Raw genomic sequence first — 22,380 nt, 5'->3', positions numbered from 1 at the left:
GATCAGCCTTTTGCCCAGTGCACGGTCGATCCATCCAGGATCGCGGCGACCGGGGCCTCTTTGGGTGTCAGGGTGCGGGCACGCTCAAGTGCGTCACGCTTTTCGTCACCGATGATGACGATATGGCGGTGCATCGCGGCGCGCAGCACTTTGGCAGACAGCGTGATCCGCGGCTCCGGCGCGCCGGGCGCGCGCATGGCGACCAGCGTATCATCACCCGTCAGGGCGCGGTCCAACTGGTCCGCCCCCGGAAAAATCGACGCGGTATGCATGTCCGCCCCCATGCCCAGCAGGCAGACGGACAGGGGCAGCGTCGTCGCAAGGCTCGCCTGAAGATCGCCGAGCTTGTCCTCGGGTGCGGGCGCATCGGCGTAGAGCGGAACATAGGTCGCAGCAGCCGCGCGGCCCGTCAGCAAACGACGGCGCAGCAGTGCGGTGTTGGACCTGTCGCTGTCCTCTGGCACCCAGCGTTCATCGGTCAGCATCACGTTGATCCGCGTCCAGTCCAGATTGGCATCGCACAGATTGTCAAAGATCGGCCCCGGCGTTGTCCCGCCCGGCACGGCCAGCGTCGCGGAATCATGGGTCAGCAGATGTTCGCGCAGCTGCGACGACAGTTTGCCGGCCAGCTGCATCATCAACGCCTCGGTGTCGGGATAGGTGACGAATTCCATTTGCTTACCCCTTGATATCGCGCCAGCGGCGCCCGTCGCGATGCATCAGCATCATGGCATCATCCGGCCCTGCGGACCCCGCATCATACAGTTTCGGCACGTCGTTGCGCGCCTCCCATCCTTCGATGATGGGATCAGTCCAGGCCCATGCGGCCTCGACCTCGTCGCCGCGCATGAACAGCGTCTGGTTGCCCCGGATCACGTCCATGATCAGGCGCTCGTAGGCGTCTGTCGCATCCTCTGCGTCATCCCCCAGCGCATCGGCAAAGGTCATGTCCAGCGGCACGTCGATCAAACGCATGCCCCCCGGACCCGGTTCCTTGATCGTGACCTGCAAATCCATGCCTTCGTTCGGTTGCAGACGGATCGCCAGAATGTTGCGGTGCCGGGCCGAATCGCCCTCGAACATCTTGTGACCCAGATCCTTGAACACCACGGCGATTTCAGAGGTGCGCGCCTTCATCTTCTTGCCAGTGCGCAGATAGAACGGCGTATCGGACCACCGCCAGTTCGACACATGGCATTTCATCGCGACGAAACTCTCGGTAAAGCTGCGCGGATTTTCCACATCGGCACGGTAGCTGGCCGCATCGTCGCTGGCGTCATACTGACCGCGCACGATGTGATGTGCCTCGACCGGTTGCAGCGCGCGGATCACCTTGAGTTTTTCGTCGCGCACCTCGTTTGCGCCAAAGACCGAAGGCGGTTCCATCGCAATCAGACAGAGCAGCTGCATCAGGTGGTTCTGAACCATGTCCCGCATCGCACCGGATTTGTCGTAATAGCCGCCGCGCCCGCCGACACCGACCGTTTCGGCCACGGTGATCTGGATGTGGTCGACATAATGACTGTTCCAAAGCGGCTCGAACAGGACATTGCCGAACCGCACGGCCATCAGGTTCTGGACCGTTTCCTTGCCCAAGTAATGATCGATCCGGTAAATCTGCCGTTCGTCGAAATGTTCGGCCAGCGTCGCATTGAGCGCCTGCGCCGAAGCAAGATCCCGGCCAAACGGTTTTTCCACGACGATCCGGCTGTCTGCATCCGCAATTTCATGGGCGTGCAGACGTTCCGCCAGATCACCGAACAGCGACGGTGCCACGGAAAAATAGAACGCCTTGATGACCTTGTCACGGATCAGGGACTTCAGCTCGGACCAGCCACCTTCACCCTTGGCGTCGATTGCCACGTATTCCAGCGCGTTCAGAAACTGGTCCAGCGTGTCGGTGTCGGATTTCTCGTCGCCGCCGAATTCCACGATCGCCTCGCGGATCATCGCACGATAACCGGATGTATCCAGCTCGGACCGCGCGGCACCGATGATCCGACTGTCTGCCGGCATCTGGCCACTGCGGAACCGCCGGAACAGGCCGGGCAGGATCTTGCGGCGGGCCAGATCGCCCGTACCGCCAAAAATCACGAGGTCGAAATCATCGACCGGAATAACGCGAGATACCATTGCGGCTCCAATTCCTCGACTGACGCGTTAGCGCTAACGAGTGCGTGTTACCCAGCCGCTGTGCAAAAGTCTAGCACGGGTGCCGCAATCAGGCGTCCAATTCGGCATCCCAATACAGAAAATCCATCCAGCTATGATGCAGATGGTTGGGTGGGAATTTGCGCCCCACATTTTGCAACTCTGCCGGCTGCGGTTGATGTGGTTTGCGCCGCAAGGACAGGCCCGAATGTTTCAGCAGCTGCGATCCCTTGCGCAAGTTGCAAGGGCTACAGGCCGCCACAACATTGGTCCAGCTGGTCACCCCGCCCCGCGCCCGCGGCAACACGTGATCAAACGTCAGATCACCACGCGCACCGCAGTACTGGCAGCTGAATTCGTCCCGCAAGAATAAATTAAAGCGCGTGAAGGCCACGCGCTTTTGGGGTCGAACATAATCCTTGAGGACGACAACAGAGGGTATCCGGATCGTGGTGGACGGGCTGTGCACAACCTCGTCGTATTCACTCACGATCTGGACCCGGTCCAGCCAGGCCGCCTTGACCGCGTCCTGCCACGGCCAAAGACTGAGCGGATAGTAACTGAGTGGCCTGTAATCCGCGTTCAGCACAAGCGCGGGAAAATGTTTCAGCCCCGCCGGGTCACGCACAAATTCCGTTCTGAAATCACCGTCCATGTCGTCCACGTCCCTGTCGGTCAAGGATGGCGCGATGCCCGGTTCATGTGGCGCGCCACCTGTTGATTTCGACTATATCTAGTGGCTGACAGATTCCAAATGAAATTTGGATGACAGTTTGCCGCGTCAATCCATCCCCAGCCTGTCGGCCATGAATGCCAGTGCGACCTGCAACCCGTCGGGCGCGATCCCGTGCGCCGTGCCTTTCATCACATGGGCATAGACTTCTTTCCAGCCCGCGTTCTGCAAGGCCTCTGCCGCCAGCGGCAGGGACTGCGGCGGCACCACGTCGTCCTGGTCGCCATGCACCAGCAGCACCGGCGGGCGACTGACGACCTCGTCCGCCAGCAGTTCCGGCTGCAACAGACGGCCGGAAAACGCGACCAGACCCGCTACCGGGTCCTCGCGCCGGGGCAGCACGTGCAGCGCCATCATCGTCCCCTGGCTGAACCCCAGCACCATGACCTGTTCGGGAAGCAGATCCTCGTCGATCATCACACCATCAATGAACGCGTTCAGATCGTCGGCAGCGCGGCGCAGGCCGGCCTCTTGCTCTTCTTCGCTGGACCCGTCGATCCAGGGAATGGGGAACCACTGGTAACCCATGGGTGATCCTGCACAATCCTCGGGTGCGTCGGGTGCCAGAAACAGCGTGTCGGGCATGTGATCCTCCAGCGGATCAGCAAGCCCCAGCAGGTCAGCCCCATTGGCCCCGTATCCATGCAGGAAAATCACAGCGGCGCGGATCTCGCCCGATTTCGGTTCCTTGCGGCCAGCGTTCAGTGCACGTGTCATCGGATTCCCTCGCGTTTTTTCTGATCAGCGTAGTAGGCCCACAGGATGCGCGCCGCAACCGACCGCCATGGCGACCAGCGTTGCGCGATGTCCCGCAATGCGCGTTCCGTGGGCCGGGCGGGCAGATCATAAAGCATCCGCGCGCCCTCTTGCAGGGCCAGATCGCCGGGGGCAAAGACATCGGCCCGCCCCAGGCTGAACATGGCATAGATTTCAGCAGTCCAGATCCCGATACCGGGCACCTGCACCAGCCTGGCCGTCACATCATCGGTCGTCATGCCCCGCAGCGCATCAAAATCGATTCCCGCTTGCGCCAGGGCGATGGCGTATCGCGCCTTGGGCCTGCTCAGACCCAAGGCGCGCAGCGTTTCCACATTACTGGCGGCGACCTCGGCCGGGGCGGTCATGCCTGCCGCATCCAGCCTTGCATAGATCGCATTGGCCGAGGCCACGCTGACCTGCTGGCCGCAAATCGCAGACAGCAAGGCCGGAAATCCGTCGTGCTTCAGCCGCAACGGCAAAGGACCAACCTGGCGCAGGGCGGTGGCCATTTGGGTGTCGTGCGCCGCCAGCCATGCGGCCCCCTCGGCCACGCAGGCGTCGCCCTTGATGATCCGGCCGACGCTCATTGACGCTTGGCCCAATCCAGCGCCTCGGCCAGATCATCGCAGATCGGCGCATCGGGCGGCGGCGGGCGACGGATCATCAGCACCGGCAACCCCAGATCAGCCGCCGCCGTCAGTTTGGTCCGGCTGGCGCTGCCGCCTGCGTTTTTCACCACCAGCACGTCGATGCCCAGTTCCGTGAACAGGTCGCGTTCATGCGGCACCGAAAACGGCGGCCGCCCGATCAGGAACTCTCCGCCTTCGAACGGAAACGGCGAGGTCGGCGGATCAATCTGGCGACAGATCACGCGGCGACCCTCAAGGTTGCTGAACCGGTCCAGCGTCTGACGTCCGGTCCCCAGAAACACCGTCTGGTCTGGCCCGATATGGCGCGCCGCATCTTCCTCGCGGTCGATCATGGTCCAGCGGTCCTCTGGCCCCGGTGCCCAGGGCGGCCGCAGGTGATAAAGATAGGGCAGGCCCATGTCCCGGCAGACCGCTGCCGTCCGCAGGGTGATCCGGCTGGCAAAGGGATGGGTCGCGTCCAGCACGGCCCTGATTCCTTGTGCGGCCAAGTATTCACGAAACCCCGCCTCGCCGCCAAAGCCGCCGATGCGCGTCGGCAACGGCAATGCGGCCGCCTGCCGGGTGGCCCCGGACAGGGACGCAATCGCGGGCACGTCGCTGTCGGCCAGACCCTGCGCCAACCGCCGCGCATCGCCGGTTCCCGCCAGCAACAACAGCGTCATGCGCCAGCACGGGCGATGATCTGCCCGTCCCTGTCGATGATCACGATGTCAAAGCGCATGCCAGAGCCCCCGAACCCGCCTGTGACCGCCGCCAGCGCACCTTGCGCGACCGCCTCTGCCATGGGTGTGCCGACCATCTGATAGGCCTGCAAGGCCGTATTGGCCCCGGCCACCTCTGCATAGCCGGTCAGCGCAGCAAGAGCGGTGAAATCGACCTGCGACCGGGCCGAATGCAGATCGCGTGCGCCCTGCGCCAGCTTGGTCATCTTGCCGATGCCACCGCCGATGGTCACATGGCCGACAGGATGCGCCTTGAGGTATTTCAGCATCCCGCCCGCGAAATCCCCCATGTCCAGCATCGCGTGGTCGGGCAACCCGTAGAGGCCCTGCACCACCCGTTCGCTCGTGGCCCCGGTGCAGCCGGCCACATGCGTGAGCCCCGCCGCGCGCGCCACATCCACGCCGCGATGGATCGATGCGATCCACGCCGCACAAGAGAACGGCCGCACCACCCCCGTCGTGCCGAGGATCGACAACCCGCCTGCGATGCCCAGACGCGGATTCCACGTTTTCTGCGCGATCTCGGCACCGCCCGGTATCGATACCGTGATGGTCACGTCTGGCTTGCGTCCGTGGTCGCGTGCCATCGCTTCAACCACGTCGGTCATCATCTGACGAGGCACCGGGTTGATCGCGGGCTCTCCCGGGGGGATCGGCAGGCCCGGCTTGGTCACCGTGCCGACCCCGGTGCCGGCCCGGAACACGACGCCCCCCGCCGAGACCGCAACCCGCACGATGATCAATGCACCATGGGTCACATCAGGATCGTCACCCGCATCCTTGGTGATGCCGACCTCGGCCCAGTCAGGTCCCGCCTCCATATGCGCCAACGCGAATACAGGGGTTTCGCCACGCGGCAGCGTGATCGTGACCCGGGCAGGAAACGCACCGCCCCACAACCGTGCAAGGGCCGCCTTGGTGGCGGCCGTGGCACAGGCACCCGTGGTCCAGCCACGGCGCAGGGGACCGTCGGGTTTACGCGTCATGACCGGACTATAGGCGCGCCATCGCCTGTCGCCAAGGTGCCGCAGATCGCCGTTCTCGGCCCTTTTCAACGCATCACGGCTGGGCCATAACGACCGCATGACACAGACGCCTGACCTTCCTGCATTCGACTGGCCCGTGATGGAACCGGGCTGGGTCTGGCTGTGCGGCGCAGGTCCCGGCGATCCGGGTCTCTTGACCTTGCACGCGCTGAATGCGCTGCGGCAGGCCGATGTCGTGATCTTTGACGCGCTGGTCCAGGAGGCGATCCTGGACTGGGCACCGCAGGCCGAACATATCTATGCAGGCAAACGGGGCGGCAAACCCTCGGCCAAACAGCGCGACATCTCGCTGCGGTTGGTGGACCTCGCCCGCGCGGGCAAACGCGTGCTGCGTCTCAAGGGCGGTGATCCCTTTGTCTTCGGTCGCGGCGGAGAAGAGGCGCAAACCCTCGTGCAGCACAATGTGCCCGTGCGGATCATCCCCGGCATCAGCGCTGGCATCGGCGGGCTGGCCTATGCAGGCATCCCCGTCACGCACCGCGACGTGAACCAATCCGTGACATTCGTCACCGGCCACGACCAAAGCGGCGCTGCCCCGTCGTCACTCGATTGGGCAAGTATTTCCAAAGGATCGCAGGTCCTTGTAATCTACATGGGCATGAAACACGCGGCACAAATCGCCGGTCACCTGATCGGCGCGGGCCGTAAGCCGTCCGAACCCGTGGCAGTCGTCACCTCGGCCACGACCGCCGACCAGCGCGTGCTGGAAACAACGCTCGGCACGATGGTCGACGATATTGCCGCCACAGGAATGGAACCGCCCGCCATCATCTGCGTGGGACGCTCGGTGCTGATGCGTCAGGTCCTCGACTGGCAGGGCATGATCGCAGGCGAGGCCCCGCGCGATCTTGACCCGCTGGGCCGCGGCCTGCCTGCCGAAATCGCCTGAGACCTTGCGCCGCCCTCGCATCATCTTGCCAAAAATACTCCCGCCGGAGGCACCCGCCCGATGTCACCGCCGCGCGGCCTGATCATCGCCGCACCCGCGTCGGGCAGCGGCAAGACGACGGTGACGCTGGGACTGCTGCGCGCCCTGTCGCGCGCTGGCATCGACGTGCGGGGGGCCAAATCCGGACCCGACTACATTGATCCTGCCTATCATGCGGCGGCCTGCGGTCGGCCCTGCCTGAACCTCGACGCTTGGGCCATGTCGCCCGACCTGCTGCGCGCAAGGGCAAAGGACGACGGTCTTTTGCTGATCGAAGGCGCGATGGGCCTGTTCGACGGCGCACCACCCGATGGGCGTGGGGCCACGGCGGACCTTGCCCGGCTACTGGGCTTTCCCGTCGTTCTCGTTGTGGATGCGGCCCGCATGGCGCAATCCATCGCACCGCTTGTCGCCGGTTTTGCGACCTTTGATCCGGCCGTGCGCATCGCGGGCGTGATCCTCAACAATGTGGGCTCCGACCGCCATGCCACGATGTTGCGCCAGGCTCTGGCCCCCAGCGGGCTGCCGGTTCTGGGCTGCCTGCCCCGCAGGGACGGCATCGCACGCCCCTCACGCCACCTCGGTCTGGTGCAGGCCCAGGAGGATCCCGCGCTGGACGCGTTTCTCGACCGGGTCGCAGACACCGTCGCAACCCGGATCGACCTTGCCGCCCTTTGCGATCTGGCGACCTCTGCGCCCGACGCAGCACCTGCGCGCAGCATCCCGCCCGCCCAGCGGATCGCCGTGGCCCAGGATGCGGCATTCAGTTTTTTCTACCCCCACCAATATGCGGACTGGCAGGCTGCCGGCGCCGAGGTCATCGCCTTTTCGCCGCTTGCGGACGATCCCGTCCCACAGGCCGACCTGATCTATCTGCCCGGCGGCTACCCGGAGCTGTTCGCCGCGCAGCTCAGCCGTGCCAGCCGCTTTGTCTCCAGCCTCAGGAACGCCGCCCAGACCACTGACATCTATGGTGAATGTGGTGGCTACATGGCCTTGGGGCATGCCATCACCGACGCGGATGGGGTCACCTATCCCATGGCCGGCCTGCTGGACCTGCACACCTCCTTTGCAAGCCGCAAATTGCATCTGGGCTACAGGCACCTGCATGCCGCGCATGGCCCGATGGCAGGCCGTTGGGCCGGACACGAGTTTCACTATGCCACGACGCTGCATGCCCGCGGACAACCACTGTTTGCGGCCCATGACGCTACAGGCACCGCACTGCCCGACATGGGGCTTGTGGCGGGGCGCGTTGCAGGGTCTTTTGCACATCTGATCGACAGGACCGAAACGCCATGACCGCGACAACAACACATACCCAGAACAGGACCGCCCTGCGCAATGTCGCGATCCTCGTGGCAGCCCAGGCGATCCTCGGCAGCCAGATCACCATGATCTTTGTGGTGGGCGGACTGGCAGGGCAGCAGCTCGCCCCCATCGCCTGTTTCGCAACCCTGCCGATTTCCATGATCGTCTTCGGGTCGATGACGACGGCCCCCTGGCTGTCGCACATGATGCAGCGGTTCGGGCGCCGCGCGGGTTTCATGACAGGTGCCGCAGGCGGTCTGATCGGCGCGGGCCTGTCGGCCTACGCCATCACCATCGAGAATTTCGCGCTGTTTCTCCTGGGCAGTTACCTCACAGGCATCTACATGAGCGCGCAGGGCTTTTTCCGCTTTGCCGCAGCCGACACCGCGTCGGAGGATTTCAGGCCCAAGGCGATTTCCTACGTGCTCGCCGGCGGGCTTGTGTCTGCCATTATCGGACCGCAACTGGTGTCCTACCTGACATTCGACAACCCCGATGCGACGGTGGCCCGGTTCCTGCCGGTCTACTTTGGTGCCATGGCTCTCAATCTTGTGGGCATCGCCTTGTTCCCGTTGCTGCGTATCCCTCGCCCACCCAGGCCGGTCGCCGGATCAGATCTCGGGCGCAGCACCGCTCAATTGCTGCGGACCCCGCAGATCGCCGTGGCGATCATCTGCGCCATGGTCGCCTATGCGCTGATGAACCTGGTGATGACCTCCACACCGCTGGCGGTGGTGGGCTGCGGATATACGGTGTCCGACGCCTCCAACATCGTGACAGGCCACGTGCTGGCCATGTTCGCGCCCAGCTTTTTCACCGGACACCTCATCGCGCGGTTCGGCGCACCCAGGATCGTCGGCACGGGTCTTGTACTGCTGGGCATCGCCGGGATCGTCGCGCTGTCCGGGATTGCCTTGGGGAATTTCTACGTGGCGCTGATCCTGCTCGGGCTTGGCTGGAACTTTGGCTTTATCGGGGCCACGACGATGCTGGCCGCCAGCCATTCACCGGCCGAACGCGGTCGCGTGCAGGGCCTCAACGACATGATCGTCTTTGGCATGGTCACGCTAGCCTCGCTCGCCTCTGGTGGCTTGCTGAACTGCGCCGGCGGATCGGCCGTGCAAGGCTGGTCCTACGTCAATATCGCAATGGTCCCGTTTCTGCTGCTGGCGGGTGCAGCACTCGTGTGGCTGTCGCGCGGACAGACCCGGCGCACCGCCTAGACGCGGCCCCTCAGCGCGCTCAGGGTCAACCGCCAGCGGTCCGCCAGCGGCGAGAGCGCAAGGCCCCCACCCGCGACACGACCCGGATCACGAACCGCCTGCACCAAGAGCGGCCGCGCCTGCCAGGCAGGCAGCACCGCTGCACGTGCGAGGGCGGGCAAATCTCGCTGCGCCGCGCGCGCCCGGTTGACACGTGACAAGGCCGCCCGCGCCAGCGCCGCGACACCATCACGGGTCCCATCCACGAGGGGTTTGCGTCCGGCCTGTTCCAGCGCCGGAATAGCCTGAAAAAACGCGGCCACACCTGCGCCGAACGCCAGATCGCGGACAGACGTTTCCGCCGTTGCCCCCAACAGGCGTGCCCCCGTCCACATCAGACTACCCGCCGTCGCATCAATGTAATCCGCGAAATGCTCAGCATCCTCGAATGCGTCGGTGTAGACATCCCAGCGCCGCGCGGCAATCAATCCATCCAGATCCCGCGCGCCCTGCACATCCAGCACGTCAGACAGCGCATCCGTCACTTCATGCCGCCGCACCGGCCCGCCTGCGACGACCTCGGCCAGCACATCACGCCACCATTGCAGCCGCATCTCTGCGATCATCGGCTCTTTCGTGACCCAGGGTGCCCGCGCGACTTCCAGATTGAAGGCATATAGCGGGAACAAGACCCGGCGCGCGGCCAGCGGTGCCGCCATCGCGGCGCGAAACCGCAGCGGGTCGCCCCGTTCAACCAGTGCTGCGCAAGCGTCAAAGCTCATATCGCATCATCTTGCCATAAATACTCAAAATCAGACCTCTGCCCCATCGCGCAAGAGTTTCCAGTTGATCGCATCCAGCAGCGCATCGAACGAGGCATCCACGATATTGGCAGAGACACCCACCGTCGACCACGTCCGGCCAGCGGCATCGGCACTGTCGATGATGACACGGGTGACAGCCTCGGTTCCGCCATCGGTGATACGCACCTTGAAATCCACCAGCCGCATGTCGTCGATGATGTGCTGATAGGGGCCCAGGTCCTTGGCCAGGGCCCGCGACAGGGCATTGACCGGGCCACGATCGCGACCGTCCTCGCCCTGGCTTTCTGACACGTTCAGAACCTTGCGACCGTCGATTTTCACCACGACCACGGCCTCGGACAGGGACACCATCTTGCCGCGCTTGTTGCGGCGACGTTCGACGGTGACGCGGTAGCGTTTCACCTCAAAGAAATCGGGCAAAAGCCCCAGTTCACGGCGTGCCAGCAACTCGAAGCTGGCCTGTGCCGTGTCATAGGAATAGCCACGCGCCTCCTGTTCCTTGATCCGGTCGAGGATCCGGGCCAGCCGCGGGTCGCCCGGTGCGACCTCCAGCCCGGCCCGCAAAAGGCGTTCACGCAAATTGGACTGCCCGGCCTGGTTCGACATCGGAATGATGCGGCTGTTGCCGACCAGCGCGGGGTCGATATGTTCGTAGGTTGCGGGGTTCTTGGCGATGGCGCTCGCGTGCAGACCGGCCTTGTGGGCAAAGGCACTGGACCCGATATAGGCGGCCTGTTTCGCAGGCACCCGATTCAGCACGTCATCCAGAACCCGGCTTGCGGCCTTCAGCCCCTTCAACGCATCCAGCGTGACGCCGGTTTCATAGGCGCTGGCATAGGGCTCCTTGAGCAGCAGCGTCGGAATCAGGGTGATCAGATTGGCGTTGCCACAGCGTTCGCCCAGCCCGTTCAACGTGCCCTGGATCTGTCGCGCACCGGCGCTGACGGCAGCCAGCGAATTGGCGACCGCATGTTCGGTATCGTTATGGGTGTGAATGCCCAGACGGTCACCCGGAATGCCGCTGGCAATCACGGCACGGGTGATACGGCCCACCTCTTCGGGCAGGCTGCCGCCATTGGTGTCACACAGCACGATCCAGCGCGCCCCTGCGGCATGGGCCGCATGGATGGCTTCCAGCGCATAATCCGGGTCGGATTTGTAGCCGTCAAAGAAATGTTCCGCATCAAACAGCGCCTCGCGCCCCTGTTCCACGATATGGGCGATCGAGGCACGGATATTCTCGGTATTTTCGTCGTTGCTGATCCCCAGCGCGGTGCTGACGTGAAAGGCATGGGATTTGCCGACGATGCAGACGGCAGGCGTATCGGCGTTCAGGACGGCGGCCAGAACATCATCGTTTTCCGCCGAACGTCCCGCGCGTTTGGTCATGCCAAAGGCCGCGAGGGTCGGTGTGATGTGACCCACGGTTTCGAAATATTCGGAATCGGTCGGATTCGCCCCCGGCCAGCCGCCTTCGATATAGTCGACGCCAAGATCGGACAGGACCTGCGTGATCCGCAATTTTTCGGTTGTCGAAAATTGCACGCCCTGGGTCTGTTGTCCGTCGCGCAGGGTCGTGTCGTAGAGGTACAGGCGTTCCTTGGTCATGGCATCTCCCTCCGGGCCCCAAACTTTCGCGAAAGTTTGGCCACACCCGAATTTTCGCGAAAATTCGGCATCACAGGTCCTCCAGCTTGGCGGCATCGAATGCAGGTCCGGGTGTCCAGGTCGCCTGCCCGCCCACATCCGTCACCAGCACACCGGCCGCCGTCAGGATATCGCGGACCTGATCGGCCGCGTCCCAATCCTTGTCCTGACGTGCCTGCGCGCGGCGGGCCAGCAGCGCATCGACCTTGGCCGCGGCGTCCACCGACACACCCGCACCGCCCTCGCCACCGTCCAGATGCGGCAGCTGCGCCCAGTCGGCCACCAGACCCAACATGTCCAGCCCATGCGCAAACCCCGCCAGTTGCGCGGGCGTCTTGCCCTTGGACAGGACATGCAACCGGGCAATCGCACCGGATGTGTTCAGATCGTTTGCAAGGACCCCGATGAATTCGGCGTCCGGGTTCCACAGGCCATCCGCCTTCAGCGCCGCGACCAGCGCAGGATTGAACCCATGCCCCGCAAGAATCCCGTACCAGCGCCGCAGCGTGGCATCGGCATCGTCACGCCGCTTGGCCGTCCAGTCCATGGGCTTGCCGTAATGTGTGCCCAGCATGACAAGGCGGATCACTTCGCCGCTGACGCCCTGATCCAGCAGGTCGCGCACCGTGAAGAAATTGCCCAGACTCTTGGACATCTTCTTGCCCTCGACCTGCAACATCTCGTTGTGCAGCCAGACCTGCGCGAAATCGCCCTCCGGATTGGCGCAGCAGCTTTGGGCCACCTCGTTTTCGTGGTGCGGGAACATCAGATCGTTGCCACCGCCGTGGATATCGAATGTGTCCCCCAGCAGCGCCTTTGACATCGCAGAGCATTCGATATGCCAGCCGGGGCGACCATAGCCCCAAGGGCTGGTCCAACCGGGCTGACCGTCGCCCGACGGTTTCCACAGCACGAAATCCATCGGATTGCGCTTGTAGGGTGCAACCTCGACCCGTGCACCCGCAATCATGTCGTCCAGCGACCTGCCAGACAATTTCCCATAGTCGGCAAAGCTTTCGACCGCGAACACCACGTGGCCTTCGGCAGCATAGGCGTGCCCCCGATCAATCAGGGTTTCGATCATCGTGATCATCTCGGGGATGAAATCGGTGGCACGCGGCTCATGCGTCGGCCGCAGCGCGCCCAGCGCATCCATGTCATCGTGATACCAGCGGATCGTTTCTGCCGTGATATCGCCGATGGCCCGGCCCGTTTCGGCGGCGCGCGCGTTGATCTTGTCATCGACGTCGGTAAAGTTGCGCACATAGGTCACGTGATCGACCCCGTAGACCTGCCGCAGTAGACGGAACAGCACGTCAAACACCAGGACCGGCCGCGCGTTGCCCAGATGCGCCCGGTCATAGACCGTCGGCCCGCACAGATAGAGCCCCACACGCGACGCATCGCGGGGAATGAATTCCTCTTTTCGGCGGGTTTTCGTGTTGTGCAATCGAATTGTCGTCATGGGGCCCTCGCGGCAGCAATACGCGGCGGCAGACCTAGCGAGTTCAGTTCAGGGATGAAACGTGAAAAAGCGGCCTGCCGAGCGGATCAGCAGGAAATAATGCAGCAAATGTGGATGCAGCGCTTGTTCATGAGGACTGCGTAGCAGTCTGTTGCTCACTTGCCAAGCTTTAAGACCTGTCGCAATCTGCCGACATGAGCCGTGACACCGTAAATGCGCTCTGCGCCACCTTTGCCAATGCGACCTGCGACGATGCGCTGGGGCCGGGCCATGACAGCTGGAAAATTGGCGGCAAGCTATTCGCAAGCCTGGGCCCCGATGCCACAAGCGTGTCGGTGAAGACTGACGGGATCGAGACGGCGCAGATGCTGATTGATGCAGGTCTGGCCAGCCGGGCGCGGTATTTCCATAAATCCTGGGTTGCCGTCCCGCTGGACGCCGATCCCGCCGAACTGGCGCACAGGATCGGCGTGTCCTACGACATCATCCGCGCAAGCCTGACTCGCGCGGTCCGCGACAGCCTGTCGGGCTAGGCCAGAACGCAAAACGGGCACCAAAGGGTGCCCGTTCCGTGATCCAGACTGTGCGGGATCAGAAGTTGAACGAAACGCGTGCCGACAGCGTGTCAGCGTCCGTGTCGCCCAGCACTTCGAAATCATCGAATTCGTGCTGGAGGTATTCGACCGACAGATCGATGCGGTCGCTGGCGGCATATGTCGCGCCAACACCGTAGAAACCGCCGTTGCCGCTCAGGTCGCCAGCGGCGCCCGCGTCAACTTCCAGACGTGCGATACCAGCGGTCACATAGGGCATGAAACGGCCAGCGTCGTAACCGGCAACGGCCTTCAGGCGGGCGACGGTCGCGTCATCGGGCAATGTGTCAACGTCCAGACGATCGACGTCGATTTCCGCACCCAGCACATAGCTGCCAAGGTCATAGCGGTAACCTGCGTGCACACCAAATCCATCGGCGTCCAGCTCTGCGCCGCCAGCCTCGACGTCACCCATGGTCAGCTGACCACCGGCATAGAAACCGGTCCAGTCATTGACGGCCTGGACGGGGGCAACGACGACGGGGGTCGGTGCGGGCTCCATTGCGGGCTCTGCCATTCCGCCTGCATAAGCAGCGCCTGACAGACCCATCATGATCGCGGCGGTGGAGACAACGTATTTCATTTTGTGAAGTCCTTAATTTTTGTTTGCTTCATACCGCGAACGCGCGGGATCGCGATCGGGTCCATCAAATGTAAAAATTACGTATACACGATTTCGTTAGAGCATCGGTGCGGCAGTCATCCCCTCTCAGCGAGAGGTATCTGGCACCGACAGGGTTCCGCCCGAAACGGCAGCGCGCACACCCGTCGTACCGGGGCAGGACGTGGGCAGTCCCCGTGCGACACGCACGGCCAGATAGGCAAATGCCTGCGCCTCGAGCATGTCACCGTCCAGCCCCGCATCCTCGACCGGGCGCACGCGGGCACCTGTGGCTGCGTCAATCATCTGCATCATTGTCGGATTGTGACGCCCCCCGCCGCAGACCCAGATCGTCTGTGGAGGTGCGGGGCAATGGCGCAAACCTTCGGCAACGCTCAGCGCGGTGGCCGCCGTCAAGGTCGCCGCCGCATCCGCGTCCGACAACACCGCTACGGCCTGCGCCAGATGTTGGAATGTGTCGCGGTCCAGTGACTTGGGCGGGATCTTGTAGAAATAGGCGTGCTGCAAAAAGTCTGCGACGATGGCGTCGTCGATTTCGCCTTGTGCCGCCAATCGGCCACCCTCGTCCCGGGGCAGGCCGGTGCGGGTCAGCATGGCGTCATCCAGCAGCGCATTCGCAGGTCCGGTATCAAACGCCAGCAGCGCGCCGTCTTCCTCGGGCTTTTGGTAGGCAGGGTCGATCCATGTCAGGTTCCCGACACCGCCCAGGTTAAGAAACGCCAACGGGCGGTCCGCCTTCATCCATTTTGCCAGGGCAAAGTGATAGAACGGGGCCAGTGGCGCGCCCTGCCCGCCCAGTCGCACATCCGCACTGCGAAAATCCCAGACCACAGGGATGCCCAGCGCCTGTGCCAATGCTGCACCGTCGCCCAGTTGATGCGTGCCGCGTCCGGCGGGGTCATGGGCCAGTGTCTGACCGTGAAACCCGACCAGGTCCACGTCCGCAAACCCCGACAGCAGCACGTCATGCCCCTTGGCCACCACCCGTGCGGCCGCGGCCACATCGTCGTCCGGCCACAGCCCCAAGGCGGCCCGCAAGGTGGCGCGTTCGCGATCCGAATATTCGCGGTAGTCGCTGTCGCCAAAGCTGCTGATCGTTTCGCCGTCGGTCACAAGCACGGCTGCATCGATCCCGTCCAGCGACGTGCCCGACATGGCCCCCAGTGCACGCACCGGCCCTTTGATCTTCATGGTCTTTCCCTCGGACAAGCTCGCGGCTATTGATGCCAATTCAACGCCAAGGGAACAAGCCATGACCTATCACCCCAAATCGGATTTCATCGCCACGATGATGGAGCGCGGCTTTCTTGCCGATTGCACCGATTATCAGGGCCTTGATGACGCGCTCAGCAAGGGGGTCGTGCCCGCCTACATCGGCTATGATGCCACGGCCGCATCGCTGCATGTGGGCCACCTGATGAACATCATGGTCCTGCGCTGGCTGCAAAAAACCGGGCACAAGCCGATCACCCTGATGGGCGGCGGCACGACCAAGGTGGGTGATCCGTCATTCCGCAGCGATGAACGCCCCCTGCTGGGCCCGGATCAGATCCAGTCCAACATCGACGGCATGGGCCAGGTCTTTGCGAAATACCTTGCCTATGGTGACGGGCCGACCGATGCGATCATGCTCAACAACGCGGAATGGCTGGACCAGCTGAACTACCTCGATTTTCTGCGCGACATCGGACGGCATTTCAGCGTGAACCGGATGCTGGCGTTCGAGAGCGTGAAATCACGGCTGGACCGCGAACAATCGCTGTCGTTCCTCGAATTCAACTACATGATCCTTCAGGCCTATGATTTTCTTGAACTGAACCGGCGCTACGGCTGCCTGTTGCAGATGGGCGGATCGGACCAATGGGGCAACATCATCAACGGGATCGACCTGACCCGCCGGGTGGCCGATACGGAAATCTACGGTCTGACCACGCCCCTGTTGACCACCAGCGACGGGCGCAAGATGGGCAAATCACAAGGCGGTGCGATCTGGCTGAATGGCGACATGCTGGCCCCCTATGGGTTCTGGCAGTTCTGGCGCAACACGACGGATGCGGACACGGCCAAGTTTCTGAAAATCTTTACCGAACTGCCCGTCGATGAGTGCGACCGACTGGGTGCCTTGCAGGGGTCCGAAATCAACGCGGCCAAGATCATCCTCGCCAACGAGGTGACGGCATTGCTGCACGGACGCGCTGCCGCAGAGGCGGCAGAGGCCACCGCGCGCGAGGTGTTCGAACAGGGCGGCGTGGGTGATGATCTGCCCACGCTGGATCTACCTGCCGCGGATCTGGGCGACGGCATGTCCGTCGTGCAGTTGATCGTGCGCAGTGGTCTGGCCGGGTCCGGCAAGGAGGCCAAGCGCCTGATCAGTGAAAGCGGGGCGCGTCTGAACGACGAACCCCTGTCAGACGCAGGCCTGATGGTCACCGCCGACATGCTGACCACCCCGATGAAACTGAGCGCGGGCAAGAAACGCCACGCATTGGTCCGCCTGACCTAACCCAGCGTCCAGACCACCAGCAAAGGCAGGCAGGCCATTGTCGCGACAATGGCCGCCGCCAGTGGCGTCGGGCGCGGTGCCTCGGCCCTGATGCCCAGAACTGTTTGGGATTTCGCCAAGGTTCCCCCTTTCTGTCTTGGTGCGATTAAGCAGACCTTAGCTTTCGATAACGTTAATCGGACTATGAAAGTGGCTGCCCATCTTGCGCTGATGCAATCCCCCGATATGGGCCGTGCACTGACGGCGCTGGGCTGTGGCGCGGACCTTGTGACCACGGATGCAGGTCATGCGCTGGTGATCCGCCGCGGGATCGGACCCTTGGGTGAAATCCGTTTTTCCTCGCAGGGGCCGGTGTTCGCGGACCAGTCCACGCTGGCGGACCGGGTGGCACTGCTGCGGGCTGCACGGCTGCATCTGTTGAACGCGGCAAGTGGGACGCAGGCCGTCTGCCGCACTGCAGGCTTTGCCCTGTTGATGACCCCTGCGACGACCGCGATCCTGCCGGTGGCCTGTGATACCGACGCGCAGATGCGCATGACACACGGCAAATGGCGCAATGCGGCCCGCGCGGCGGTCCGCGCCGGGCTGACGCTGACGCGATCACCGCTGGGCTGCGAACACGCATGGCTGTTCGCGCAGGAGGCCGCACAACAAAAATCGCGCGGCTATCGCGCCCTGCCGCCCGCGCTGACACGGGCCTATGCGCAGGCAAATCCCGGTCAGGCACAGGTTTTTGCAGCACATCAGGATGGCGCACCTATCGCGGCCATGCTTGTTCTGACGCATGGTGCATCGGCCACCTATCACATCGGCTGGTCCGGCGACGCAGGCCGGCGCGCGCGGGCGCATCACGCGGTCCTGATGGCCGTCACGGATTGGCTGCGTGCCACGGGGGTCGCCACGCTGGATCTGGGCGGCCTGGACACGCGGCATGCACCCGGTCTGGCACGGTTCAAACTGGGATCAGGTGCTGCGCCGCTGACCCAAGGCGGCACCTGGATCAGATGCCCCGGACCGTCTGATGCGTTTCGGCGGTGGCAGCGTCCCCGCCAATCATTGTAGGCTGTTCCCGACACAAGGATGGAGCAGGCCGATGACCCGATATGTCGTCTATGACGTGTTTACGGACACCCCCTTTGGCGGCAACCAATTGGCCGTGTTCCCTGACGGCGAAGGTGTCAGGGACAGCGATCTGCAAAAGGTCGCGGCGGAATTCAATTTCTCCGAGGTTGTTTTCGTCTATCCGCCGGATGACCTGCGGCACACGGCGCGGCTGCGGATCTTTACCCCGACGATGGAAATCCCCTTTGCCGGCCACCCGCTGATCGGGAGTGCGGTGGCCCTGTCAAAACTGGGATTCCCGTCGGACATGACCCTCGAGACCGGCGCAGGACCCATCATCTGCGAGGTGACGGGTGACCGCGCGGCCTTTGTCACGACGAATCCGCTGACCCGCGCGGATGAACCCGCGGTCGATCTGGTCGCAAGCGTGCTGGGCATTGCAGCGTCCGAGATCGACACGCAGACGCATCGCCCAGTGCAGGCCGGTGTCGGCCTGACGTTCACATTCGTGCGGCTGACCGACAGGGCCGCCCTGTCCCGCTGCGCCCCAGACACCACTGCGATGAAACAGGCAAGAGACATGCATCCCGCCAGTCTGGATTTCGCAACATTTGCCTATGTCCAGGACGGCGATAACATCCATGCGCGCATGTTCGCACCACTGGACAACATTCCCGAGGACCCCGCTACCGGCAGCGCAGCTGCCGCATTGGCCGCGCTCTTGCGTGATGTGACCGGAACCGATCAGACCCTGACGATCCACCAGGGCGACGATATGGGCCGGCCTGCGATCATTCATGCGCAGGCCGATGCCAGCGCTGTGCGGATCACCGGGGCCGCGTGCCAGACAATGGAGGGTCGCCTTGTCATCTGAACCACCCAGCCTGGTGCCACTGTGCGCCTATGACATCTGGTCGGATGGCACGGCGCAGCCCTGCGACAGCTTTGGCATTATTCCGGCTGCAGGGGCGTCCTATCGCTGGTTGCACCTGGATCTGTCGGATGCGGCACTGCGCGGCTGGTCGGCTGAAAACCTGCCACCGCTGGCCCGACGCACCCTGCTGGCCGACAAGACGCGGCCACGCACGGATCACGGCGACGGCGGCCTGACCGTCACCCTGCGCGGGATCAATCTGAACGAAAACGAAGAAGATGCCGACATGGTATCCTTGCGTATCTGGCTGACAGGCACCCTGATCGTCACCGTGCGCCGCCAGCGCGTTTATGCCGTCGAGGAATTGCGCGACCGGATCGCCCGCAACGACGCACCACACAGCACAGATCACATGCTGGCCCGCCTGACCGAGGCACTTGTCGCGCGGGTCGAACAGATCGCATTCGACCGCGAGGATCTGGCCGACGACATGGAAGATTCGGTCTACGAGGAAAACCGCCAGCCGCTGACCGACCTCGCCCCCCTGCGCCGCGAGATCATCAAGCTGCGCCGCCATGTTTCACCCCTGGCGGATACGCTGCACCACCTGGCACAGCTGGACACGGAGCTGATCGCGGACGATCTGCGTGCGCGGATGCGCGATACCGCCAGCCGGTGCCGTTGGTCGCTGGAAGAATTGTCAGAGGTGCACGACCGGCTTGAGGCAATGGCCGATCATCTGGACGCCGTTGCTGCGGCCCGTCTGGAACGCAACGGGTATCGGCTGTCGATCGTGGCCGCGATTTTCCTGCCGCTGGGGTTTCTGACGGGTTTGTTCGGGGTCAATGTCGCGGGCATCCCCGGCGTGGCCTACGACCATGCCTTTGCGATCTTGTGCATCGGCATGGTCGTGATCGGCGTCCTGTCGGCTGCCGTGATGCGCTGGCTGCGCTGGTTTTAGCCGAACAGCACCGGCGCGCCGGTCTGGCGATGGATGTCGTTGACCGTTTCGGTTTCCAGCTGCAACTGGTCTGCGAAATCGCGCAGGAACTCGGCCTCCTTGATGTGGTCGAGGTCGATGGCGGCCAGCGCCATCGCATAGACCTGTGCCTCTGCCCCGACCGGGACCATTTCGGCCAGCTGCGCAACACCGATGTCGGCCGCCATCGCCTGTTCGACAAAGGCGCGTTCCTCGGCTGTGGCATCCTCCAGATGTTCCATGATGCGGTGGCGTTCGGTCTCGTCCATCTGTCCGTCAGCCTTGGCCGCCTGCACCATCGCCACCAGCATCACCGCGGCCAGACCCTCTTGTTCTGCGGTCGGCTCAATCGGGTCCTCAGGCGTTTGCTGGAATTGGGAATTCAACGTCCTGCCAAACCCGCCACCGCCATTGCTGCTGGCCCCGGCCAGACCGCCCAGCAGGCCACCCAGACCACCGGCACCGGCCAGACCACCCAGACCGCCCAAGGCACCGCCACCTGATCCGCCGCCCGTCAGACCGCCCAGCATGCCGGCCAGACCGCCGCCGGACCCTGCACTGCGCGTGCCGGTCTTGGCCCCTTGCAGGCTTTCAAGCAGGCTGCCAAGACCACCGGACCCGGTGTTGCCGCCCGCCGACCGGCTGCCGCCGCCCAGCATGTCGTCCAGCATGGTCCCAGATTTGCCCTGTTTCGCGCTGCGCGTCAGCGAGGCCGCACCCTTTGCAACAGCAACACCCACAGCCACGCGGGCCAGTGTTTTCATCAAACTCATGTCAAATATCCCCAAAGTTGAAACGGTTCTGACAAAAGCTGGCACATCTTGCGGCAACTTGCCATGCAAATGGGCGGACGTGGTAGCCCACCGGCGAAAATCTGGCTAAGGGTAGCCGCACAACCGGCGGAGAAGTCATGACCCAATCCATCCAGTCCCGCGCCGCGGCCGCCGGTTTGCGCATGACCGGTCAGCGCCGCACCATCGCAAAGGTGCTGGACGCCGCCACCGACCACCCGGATGTCGAAGAACTGCACCGCCGCGCCATGACGCTGGATGCGCGCATTTCGCTGGCCACCGTTTACCGCACGGTGAAACTGTTCGAAGAAGAAGGCATCCTGGAAAAACACGATTTCGGAGATGGGCGCGCACGCTACGAACACGCCGATGGACCGCATCACGACCATCTAATCGACATGACCACCGGGCAGGTGATCGAATTCGTCGACCCCGAAATCGAGGCGCTGCAGGAACGAATTGCCCGCAGGTTGGGATACCGCCTGCAGGGTCATCGTCTCGAACTTTACGGTGAACCCATTTCCCCCGAAGAGAACGCCGAGTGACCCGCGGGGCTGGTCCCTGCCGCTGCGGCAGCATAGTCATGCGCGCAGATCAACGGAGCATCCCATGAACAATCTACGCGGCGGCGGGCTGATGGTGCTGGCGATGCTGGGCTTTGCCATCGAGGACATGTTCATCAAACTGCTGGCCGACACGATGTCGGTCGGTGCGATCCTGATCTATCTGGGCTTGGGTGGCGCGCTGGTGTTCGGCGCGCTCAGCCTCAGGCGCGGAGACCCCCTGCTGTCGCGCGACCTGCTGCATCCGATGGTGCTGCTGCGCAACGGATGCGAGGTGCTGGGCACGGTCGGCTTCGTCACGGCCGTCGCCCTGACGCCGATTTCATCGGCCAGCGCCATCATTCAGGCTATACCGCTGTTCGTAACCGCGGGCGCAGCCCTGTTTCTGGGCGAAAACGTCGGCTGGCGGCGCTGGGTTGCCATCGCCATCGGATTTTGCGGTGTCATGCTGATTATCCGGCCTGGCCTGGACGCATTCCAGCCCGCGTCGCTGTTCGCCCTGCAAGGTGCCATTTTTCTGGCGGGGCGTGATCTTGCCACGCGCGGCGTGCCGCGCAGCGTCAGCAGCATGCAACTGTCCACCTACGCCTTTGCGGTGATCGTGCCCACAGGGCTGGCTGTCGTGCTGGCCACCGATCAGACGCTTTCTGCCCCGCATGGCGGTGCCATCGCGATCGTGGGATTGACCGTCATCGTCGGCGTACTGGCCTATTATGCCATCGTCGCCGCAACCCGCATCGGTGACGTGTCTTTCGTGGCTCCGTTCCGCTATTCCCGGCTGGTGTTCGCCCTGATCGTCGGCACATTGGTCTTTGGCGAACGACCCGATGCCTGGGTGCTGACCGGATCGCTGATCGTGGTCGGCTCCGGGCTTTATACCCTCCTGCGCGAGGCGCGGCGCGGCCGCGCTTCCCTTCGACAACCACCATTGGTATGACCCCGATAACGCTAACAT

24 protein-coding genes are annotated in these 22,380 nt (G+C 63.6%); 10 read left to right on the top strand and 14 right to left on the bottom strand.

Translation table 11 applies throughout. The features are described from left to right. Positions 1–2 precede the first annotated feature (2 nt). From pgl to AN189_RS04000, 7 genes are all read right to left on the bottom strand, one after another. Positions 3–674 carry a 6-phosphogluconolactonase gene (gene pgl / locus AN189_RS04030; protein ID WP_056031409.1) on the bottom strand — a complete coding sequence of 224 codons (672 nt, stop codon included), beginning with the start codon at positions 672–674 and terminating at the stop codon, positions 3–5. 4 nt (positions 675–678) lie between these two features. Further along, positions 679–2,133 (bottom strand): glucose-6-phosphate dehydrogenase, encoded by a 1,455-nt coding sequence (gene zwf / locus AN189_RS04025; RefSeq protein ID WP_056031407.1) that lies wholly within the window; start codon positions 2,131–2,133, stop codon positions 679–681. Between the two features lie 88 nt (positions 2,134–2,221). Then, positions 2,222–2,806 carry an HNH endonuclease gene (locus tag AN189_RS04020; protein WP_056031404.1) on the bottom strand — a complete coding sequence of 195 codons (585 nt, stop codon included), beginning with the start codon at positions 2,804–2,806 and terminating at the stop codon, positions 2,222–2,224. Positions 2,807–2,932: 126 nt separating this feature from the next. Continuing rightward, a complete protein-coding gene (locus AN189_RS04015; RefSeq protein ID WP_056031401.1) occupies positions 2,933–3,601 on the bottom strand; it encodes an alpha/beta hydrolase in 669 nt (222 codons plus the stop codon). Next, positions 3,598–4,230 (bottom strand): DNA-3-methyladenine glycosylase, encoded by a 633-nt coding sequence (locus tag AN189_RS04010; RefSeq protein ID WP_056031398.1) that lies wholly within the window; start codon positions 4,228–4,230, stop codon positions 3,598–3,600. Before AN189_RS04010 ends, AN189_RS04015 begins: the two co-directional genes overlap by 4 nt. Next, positions 4,227–4,955, bottom strand: coding sequence for a cobalt-precorrin-6A reductase (locus AN189_RS04005; protein ID WP_056031395.1), 729 nt, complete (start codon positions 4,953–4,955; stop codon positions 4,227–4,229). The genes AN189_RS04010 and AN189_RS04005 overlap by 4 nt, the downstream gene beginning before the upstream one ends. Beyond that, on the bottom strand, positions 4,952–6,001 hold the full coding sequence (locus tag AN189_RS04000) for a cobalt-precorrin-5B (C(1))-methyltransferase (RefSeq protein WP_056031392.1): 1,050 nt from the start codon (positions 5,999–6,001) through the stop codon (positions 4,952–4,954). The genes AN189_RS04005 and AN189_RS04000 overlap by 4 nt, the downstream gene beginning before the upstream one ends. Positions 6,002–6,098: 97 nt before the next feature. On the opposite strand from AN189_RS04000, the gene cobA reads away from it, so the two are divergent. The 3 genes from cobA to AN189_RS03985 are packed head-to-tail and all read left to right on the top strand — an operon-like array spanning position 6,099 to position 9,523. Continuing rightward, positions 6,099–6,950 (top strand): uroporphyrinogen-III C-methyltransferase, encoded by an 852-nt coding sequence (cobA, locus tag AN189_RS03995; protein WP_056031389.1) that lies wholly within the window; start codon positions 6,099–6,101, stop codon positions 6,948–6,950. A gap of 60 nt (positions 6,951–7,010) precedes the next feature. After that, entirely contained in the window at positions 7,011–8,291 is a 1,281-nt protein-coding gene (locus tag AN189_RS03990) for a cobyrinate a,c-diamide synthase (protein ID WP_056031386.1), read from the top strand. Next, a complete protein-coding gene (locus AN189_RS03985) occupies positions 8,288–9,523 on the top strand; it encodes an MFS transporter (RefSeq protein WP_056031384.1) in 1,236 nt (411 codons plus the stop codon). Before AN189_RS03990 ends, AN189_RS03985 begins: the two co-directional genes overlap by 4 nt. Here AN189_RS03985 and AN189_RS03980 read toward each other — a convergent pair. The 3 genes from AN189_RS03980 to cysS all read right to left on the bottom strand — a co-directional run bounded on the left by AN189_RS03980 (position 9,520) and on the right by cysS (position 13,438). Then, positions 9,520–10,284 (bottom strand): squalene/phytoene synthase family protein, encoded by a 765-nt coding sequence (locus AN189_RS03980; RefSeq protein ID WP_056031382.1) that lies wholly within the window; start codon positions 10,282–10,284, stop codon positions 9,520–9,522. The two genes, AN189_RS03985 and AN189_RS03980, sit on opposite strands and share 4 nt — an antisense overlap. A 30-nt stretch (positions 10,285–10,314) precedes the next feature. Then, positions 10,315–11,934, bottom strand: a complete 1,620-nt coding sequence (gene cimA / locus AN189_RS03975) for a citramalate synthase (protein ID WP_056031379.1) — start codon at positions 11,932–11,934, stop codon at positions 10,315–10,317. Positions 11,935–12,004: 70 nt separating this feature from the next. Further along, the gene (gene cysS, locus AN189_RS03970; protein ID WP_056031376.1) at positions 12,005–13,438 is read right to left on the bottom strand and encodes a cysteine--tRNA ligase; all 1,434 of its coding nucleotides are present in this window, start codon (positions 13,436–13,438) and stop codon (positions 12,005–12,007) included. Positions 13,439–13,632: 194 nt separating this feature from the next. Between cysS and AN189_RS03965 the strand changes: the two genes are divergently transcribed. Further along, positions 13,633–13,971 carry an MmcQ/YjbR family DNA-binding protein gene (locus tag AN189_RS03965; RefSeq protein WP_056031373.1) on the top strand — a complete coding sequence of 113 codons (339 nt, stop codon included), beginning with the start codon at positions 13,633–13,635 and terminating at the stop codon, positions 13,969–13,971. A 58-nt stretch (positions 13,972–14,029) separates the two neighbouring features. Here AN189_RS03965 and AN189_RS03960 read toward each other — a convergent pair whose 3' ends face one another. Then, entirely contained in the window at positions 14,030–14,614 is a 585-nt protein-coding gene (locus AN189_RS03960; protein ID WP_056031372.1) for an outer membrane protein, read from the bottom strand. 126 nt (positions 14,615–14,740) lie between these two features. Beyond that, the gene (locus tag AN189_RS03955; protein ID WP_056031369.1) at positions 14,741–15,844 is read right to left on the bottom strand and encodes an anhydro-N-acetylmuramic acid kinase; all 1,104 of its coding nucleotides are present in this window, start codon (positions 15,842–15,844) and stop codon (positions 14,741–14,743) included. A 61-nt stretch (positions 15,845–15,905) separates the two neighbouring features. On the opposite strand from AN189_RS03955, the gene tyrS reads away from it, so the two are divergent. Then, positions 15,906–17,156, top strand: a complete 1,251-nt coding sequence (gene tyrS / locus AN189_RS03950) for a tyrosine--tRNA ligase (protein ID WP_056031366.1) — start codon at positions 15,906–15,908, stop codon at positions 17,154–17,156. Here tyrS and AN189_RS19670 read toward each other — a convergent pair. Then, complete coding sequence (locus AN189_RS19670) at positions 17,153–17,275, bottom strand: hypothetical protein (RefSeq protein WP_301281433.1); 123 nt, start codon at positions 17,273–17,275, stop codon at positions 17,153–17,155. The genes tyrS and AN189_RS19670 overlap by 4 nt on opposite strands. 70 nt (positions 17,276–17,345) lie before the next feature. Between AN189_RS19670 and AN189_RS03945 the strand changes: the two genes are divergently transcribed. The 3 genes from AN189_RS03945 to AN189_RS03935 are packed head-to-tail and all read left to right on the top strand — an operon-like array spanning position 17,346 to position 20,053. Continuing rightward, the gene (locus tag AN189_RS03945) at positions 17,346–18,218 is read left to right on the top strand and encodes a GNAT family N-acetyltransferase (protein WP_172794852.1); all 873 of its coding nucleotides are present in this window, start codon (positions 17,346–17,348) and stop codon (positions 18,216–18,218) included. A gap of 31 nt (positions 18,219–18,249) precedes the next feature. Continuing rightward, the gene (locus tag AN189_RS03940) at positions 18,250–19,092 is read left to right on the top strand and encodes a PhzF family phenazine biosynthesis protein (RefSeq protein ID WP_056031360.1); all 843 of its coding nucleotides are present in this window, start codon (positions 18,250–18,252) and stop codon (positions 19,090–19,092) included. Then, positions 19,082–20,053: a CorA family divalent cation transporter gene (locus AN189_RS03935; RefSeq protein ID WP_172794851.1), complete on the top strand. Its 972-nt coding sequence runs from the start codon at positions 19,082–19,084 to the stop codon at positions 20,051–20,053. The genes AN189_RS03940 and AN189_RS03935 overlap by 11 nt, the downstream gene beginning before the upstream one ends. Here the strand turns inward: AN189_RS03935 and AN189_RS03930 are convergent. After that, positions 20,050–20,844 (bottom strand): DUF533 domain-containing protein, encoded by a 795-nt coding sequence (locus AN189_RS03930; RefSeq protein ID WP_056031355.1) that lies wholly within the window; start codon positions 20,842–20,844, stop codon positions 20,050–20,052. The two genes, AN189_RS03935 and AN189_RS03930, sit on opposite strands and share 4 nt — an antisense overlap. A gap of 137 nt (positions 20,845–20,981) precedes the next feature. Between AN189_RS03930 and AN189_RS03925 the strand changes: the two genes are divergently transcribed. Further along, the gene (locus AN189_RS03925; RefSeq protein WP_056031353.1) at positions 20,982–21,407 is read left to right on the top strand and encodes a Fur family transcriptional regulator; all 426 of its coding nucleotides are present in this window, start codon (positions 20,982–20,984) and stop codon (positions 21,405–21,407) included. A gap of 64 nt (positions 21,408–21,471) precedes the next feature. Further along, complete coding sequence (locus AN189_RS03920; protein ID WP_056031351.1) at positions 21,472–22,362, top strand: DMT family transporter; 891 nt, start codon at positions 21,472–21,474, stop codon at positions 22,360–22,362. Positions 22,363–22,380 lie beyond the last annotated feature (18 nt).

It is taken from the genome of Loktanella sp. 3ANDIMAR09, assembly GCF_001420005.1.
GTDB lineage: Bacteria > Pseudomonadota > Alphaproteobacteria > Rhodobacterales > Rhodobacteraceae > Loktanella.
This window is presented reverse-complemented; position numbering and strand designations above follow the sequence as displayed.

What these genes read in the sequence shown, in the direction of transcription:
- AN189_RS04010 (WP_056031398.1), bottom strand. Translation starts at nt 4,230, where the DNA reads ATGAGCGTCGGCCGGATCATCAAGGGCGACGCCTGCGTGGCCGAGGGG.
- AN189_RS04015 (WP_056031401.1), bottom strand. Translation starts at nt 3,601, where the DNA reads ATGACACGTGCACTGAACGCTGGCCGCAAGGAACCGAAATCGGGCGAG.
- tyrS (WP_056031366.1), top strand. Translation starts at nt 15,906, where the DNA reads ATGACCTATCACCCCAAATCGGATTTCATCGCCACGATGATGGAGCGC.
- cobA (WP_056031389.1), top strand. Translation starts at nt 6,099, where the DNA reads ATGACACAGACGCCTGACCTTCCTGCATTCGACTGGCCCGTGATGGAA.
- AN189_RS03930 (WP_056031355.1), bottom strand. Translation starts at nt 20,844, where the DNA reads ATGAGTTTGATGAAAACACTGGCCCGCGTGGCTGTGGGTGTTGCTGTT.
- cimA (WP_056031379.1), bottom strand. Translation starts at nt 11,934, where the DNA reads ATGACCAAGGAACGCCTGTACCTCTACGACACGACCCTGCGCGACGGA.
- AN189_RS03960 (WP_056031372.1), bottom strand. Translation starts at nt 14,614, where the DNA reads ATGAAATACGTTGTCTCCACCGCCGCGATCATGATGGGTCTGTCAGGC.
- AN189_RS03980 (WP_056031382.1), bottom strand. Translation starts at nt 10,284, where the DNA reads ATGAGCTTTGACGCTTGCGCAGCACTGGTTGAACGGGGCGACCCGCTG.
- zwf (WP_056031407.1), bottom strand. Translation starts at nt 2,133, where the DNA reads ATGGTATCTCGCGTTATTCCGGTCGATGATTTCGACCTCGTGATTTTT.
- AN189_RS04000 (WP_056031392.1), bottom strand. Translation starts at nt 6,001, where the DNA reads ATGACGCGTAAACCCGACGGTCCCCTGCGCCGTGGCTGGACCACGGGT.
- AN189_RS03940 (WP_056031360.1), top strand. Translation starts at nt 18,250, where the DNA reads ATGACCCGATATGTCGTCTATGACGTGTTTACGGACACCCCCTTTGGC.
- AN189_RS03990 (WP_056031386.1), top strand. Translation starts at nt 7,011, where the DNA reads ATGTCACCGCCGCGCGGCCTGATCATCGCCGCACCCGCGTCGGGCAGC.
- AN189_RS04020 (WP_056031404.1), bottom strand. Translation starts at nt 2,806, where the DNA reads ATGGACGGTGATTTCAGAACGGAATTTGTGCGTGACCCGGCGGGGCTG.
- pgl (WP_056031409.1), bottom strand. Translation starts at nt 674, where the DNA reads ATGGAATTCGTCACCTATCCCGACACCGAGGCGTTGATGATGCAGCTG.
- AN189_RS03920 (WP_056031351.1), top strand. Translation starts at nt 21,472, where the DNA reads ATGAACAATCTACGCGGCGGCGGGCTGATGGTGCTGGCGATGCTGGGC.
- AN189_RS04005 (WP_056031395.1), bottom strand. Translation starts at nt 4,955, where the DNA reads ATGACGCTGTTGTTGCTGGCGGGAACCGGCGATGCGCGGCGGTTGGCG.
- AN189_RS03965 (WP_056031373.1), top strand. Translation starts at nt 13,633, where the DNA reads ATGAGCCGTGACACCGTAAATGCGCTCTGCGCCACCTTTGCCAATGCG.
- AN189_RS03985 (WP_056031384.1), top strand. Translation starts at nt 8,288, where the DNA reads ATGACCGCGACAACAACACATACCCAGAACAGGACCGCCCTGCGCAAT.
- AN189_RS03955 (WP_056031369.1), bottom strand. Translation starts at nt 15,844, where the DNA reads ATGAAGATCAAAGGGCCGGTGCGTGCACTGGGGGCCATGTCGGGCACG.
- AN189_RS03925 (WP_056031353.1), top strand. Translation starts at nt 20,982, where the DNA reads ATGACCCAATCCATCCAGTCCCGCGCCGCGGCCGCCGGTTTGCGCATG.
- cysS (WP_056031376.1), bottom strand. Translation starts at nt 13,438, where the DNA reads ATGACGACAATTCGATTGCACAACACGAAAACCCGCCGAAAAGAGGAA.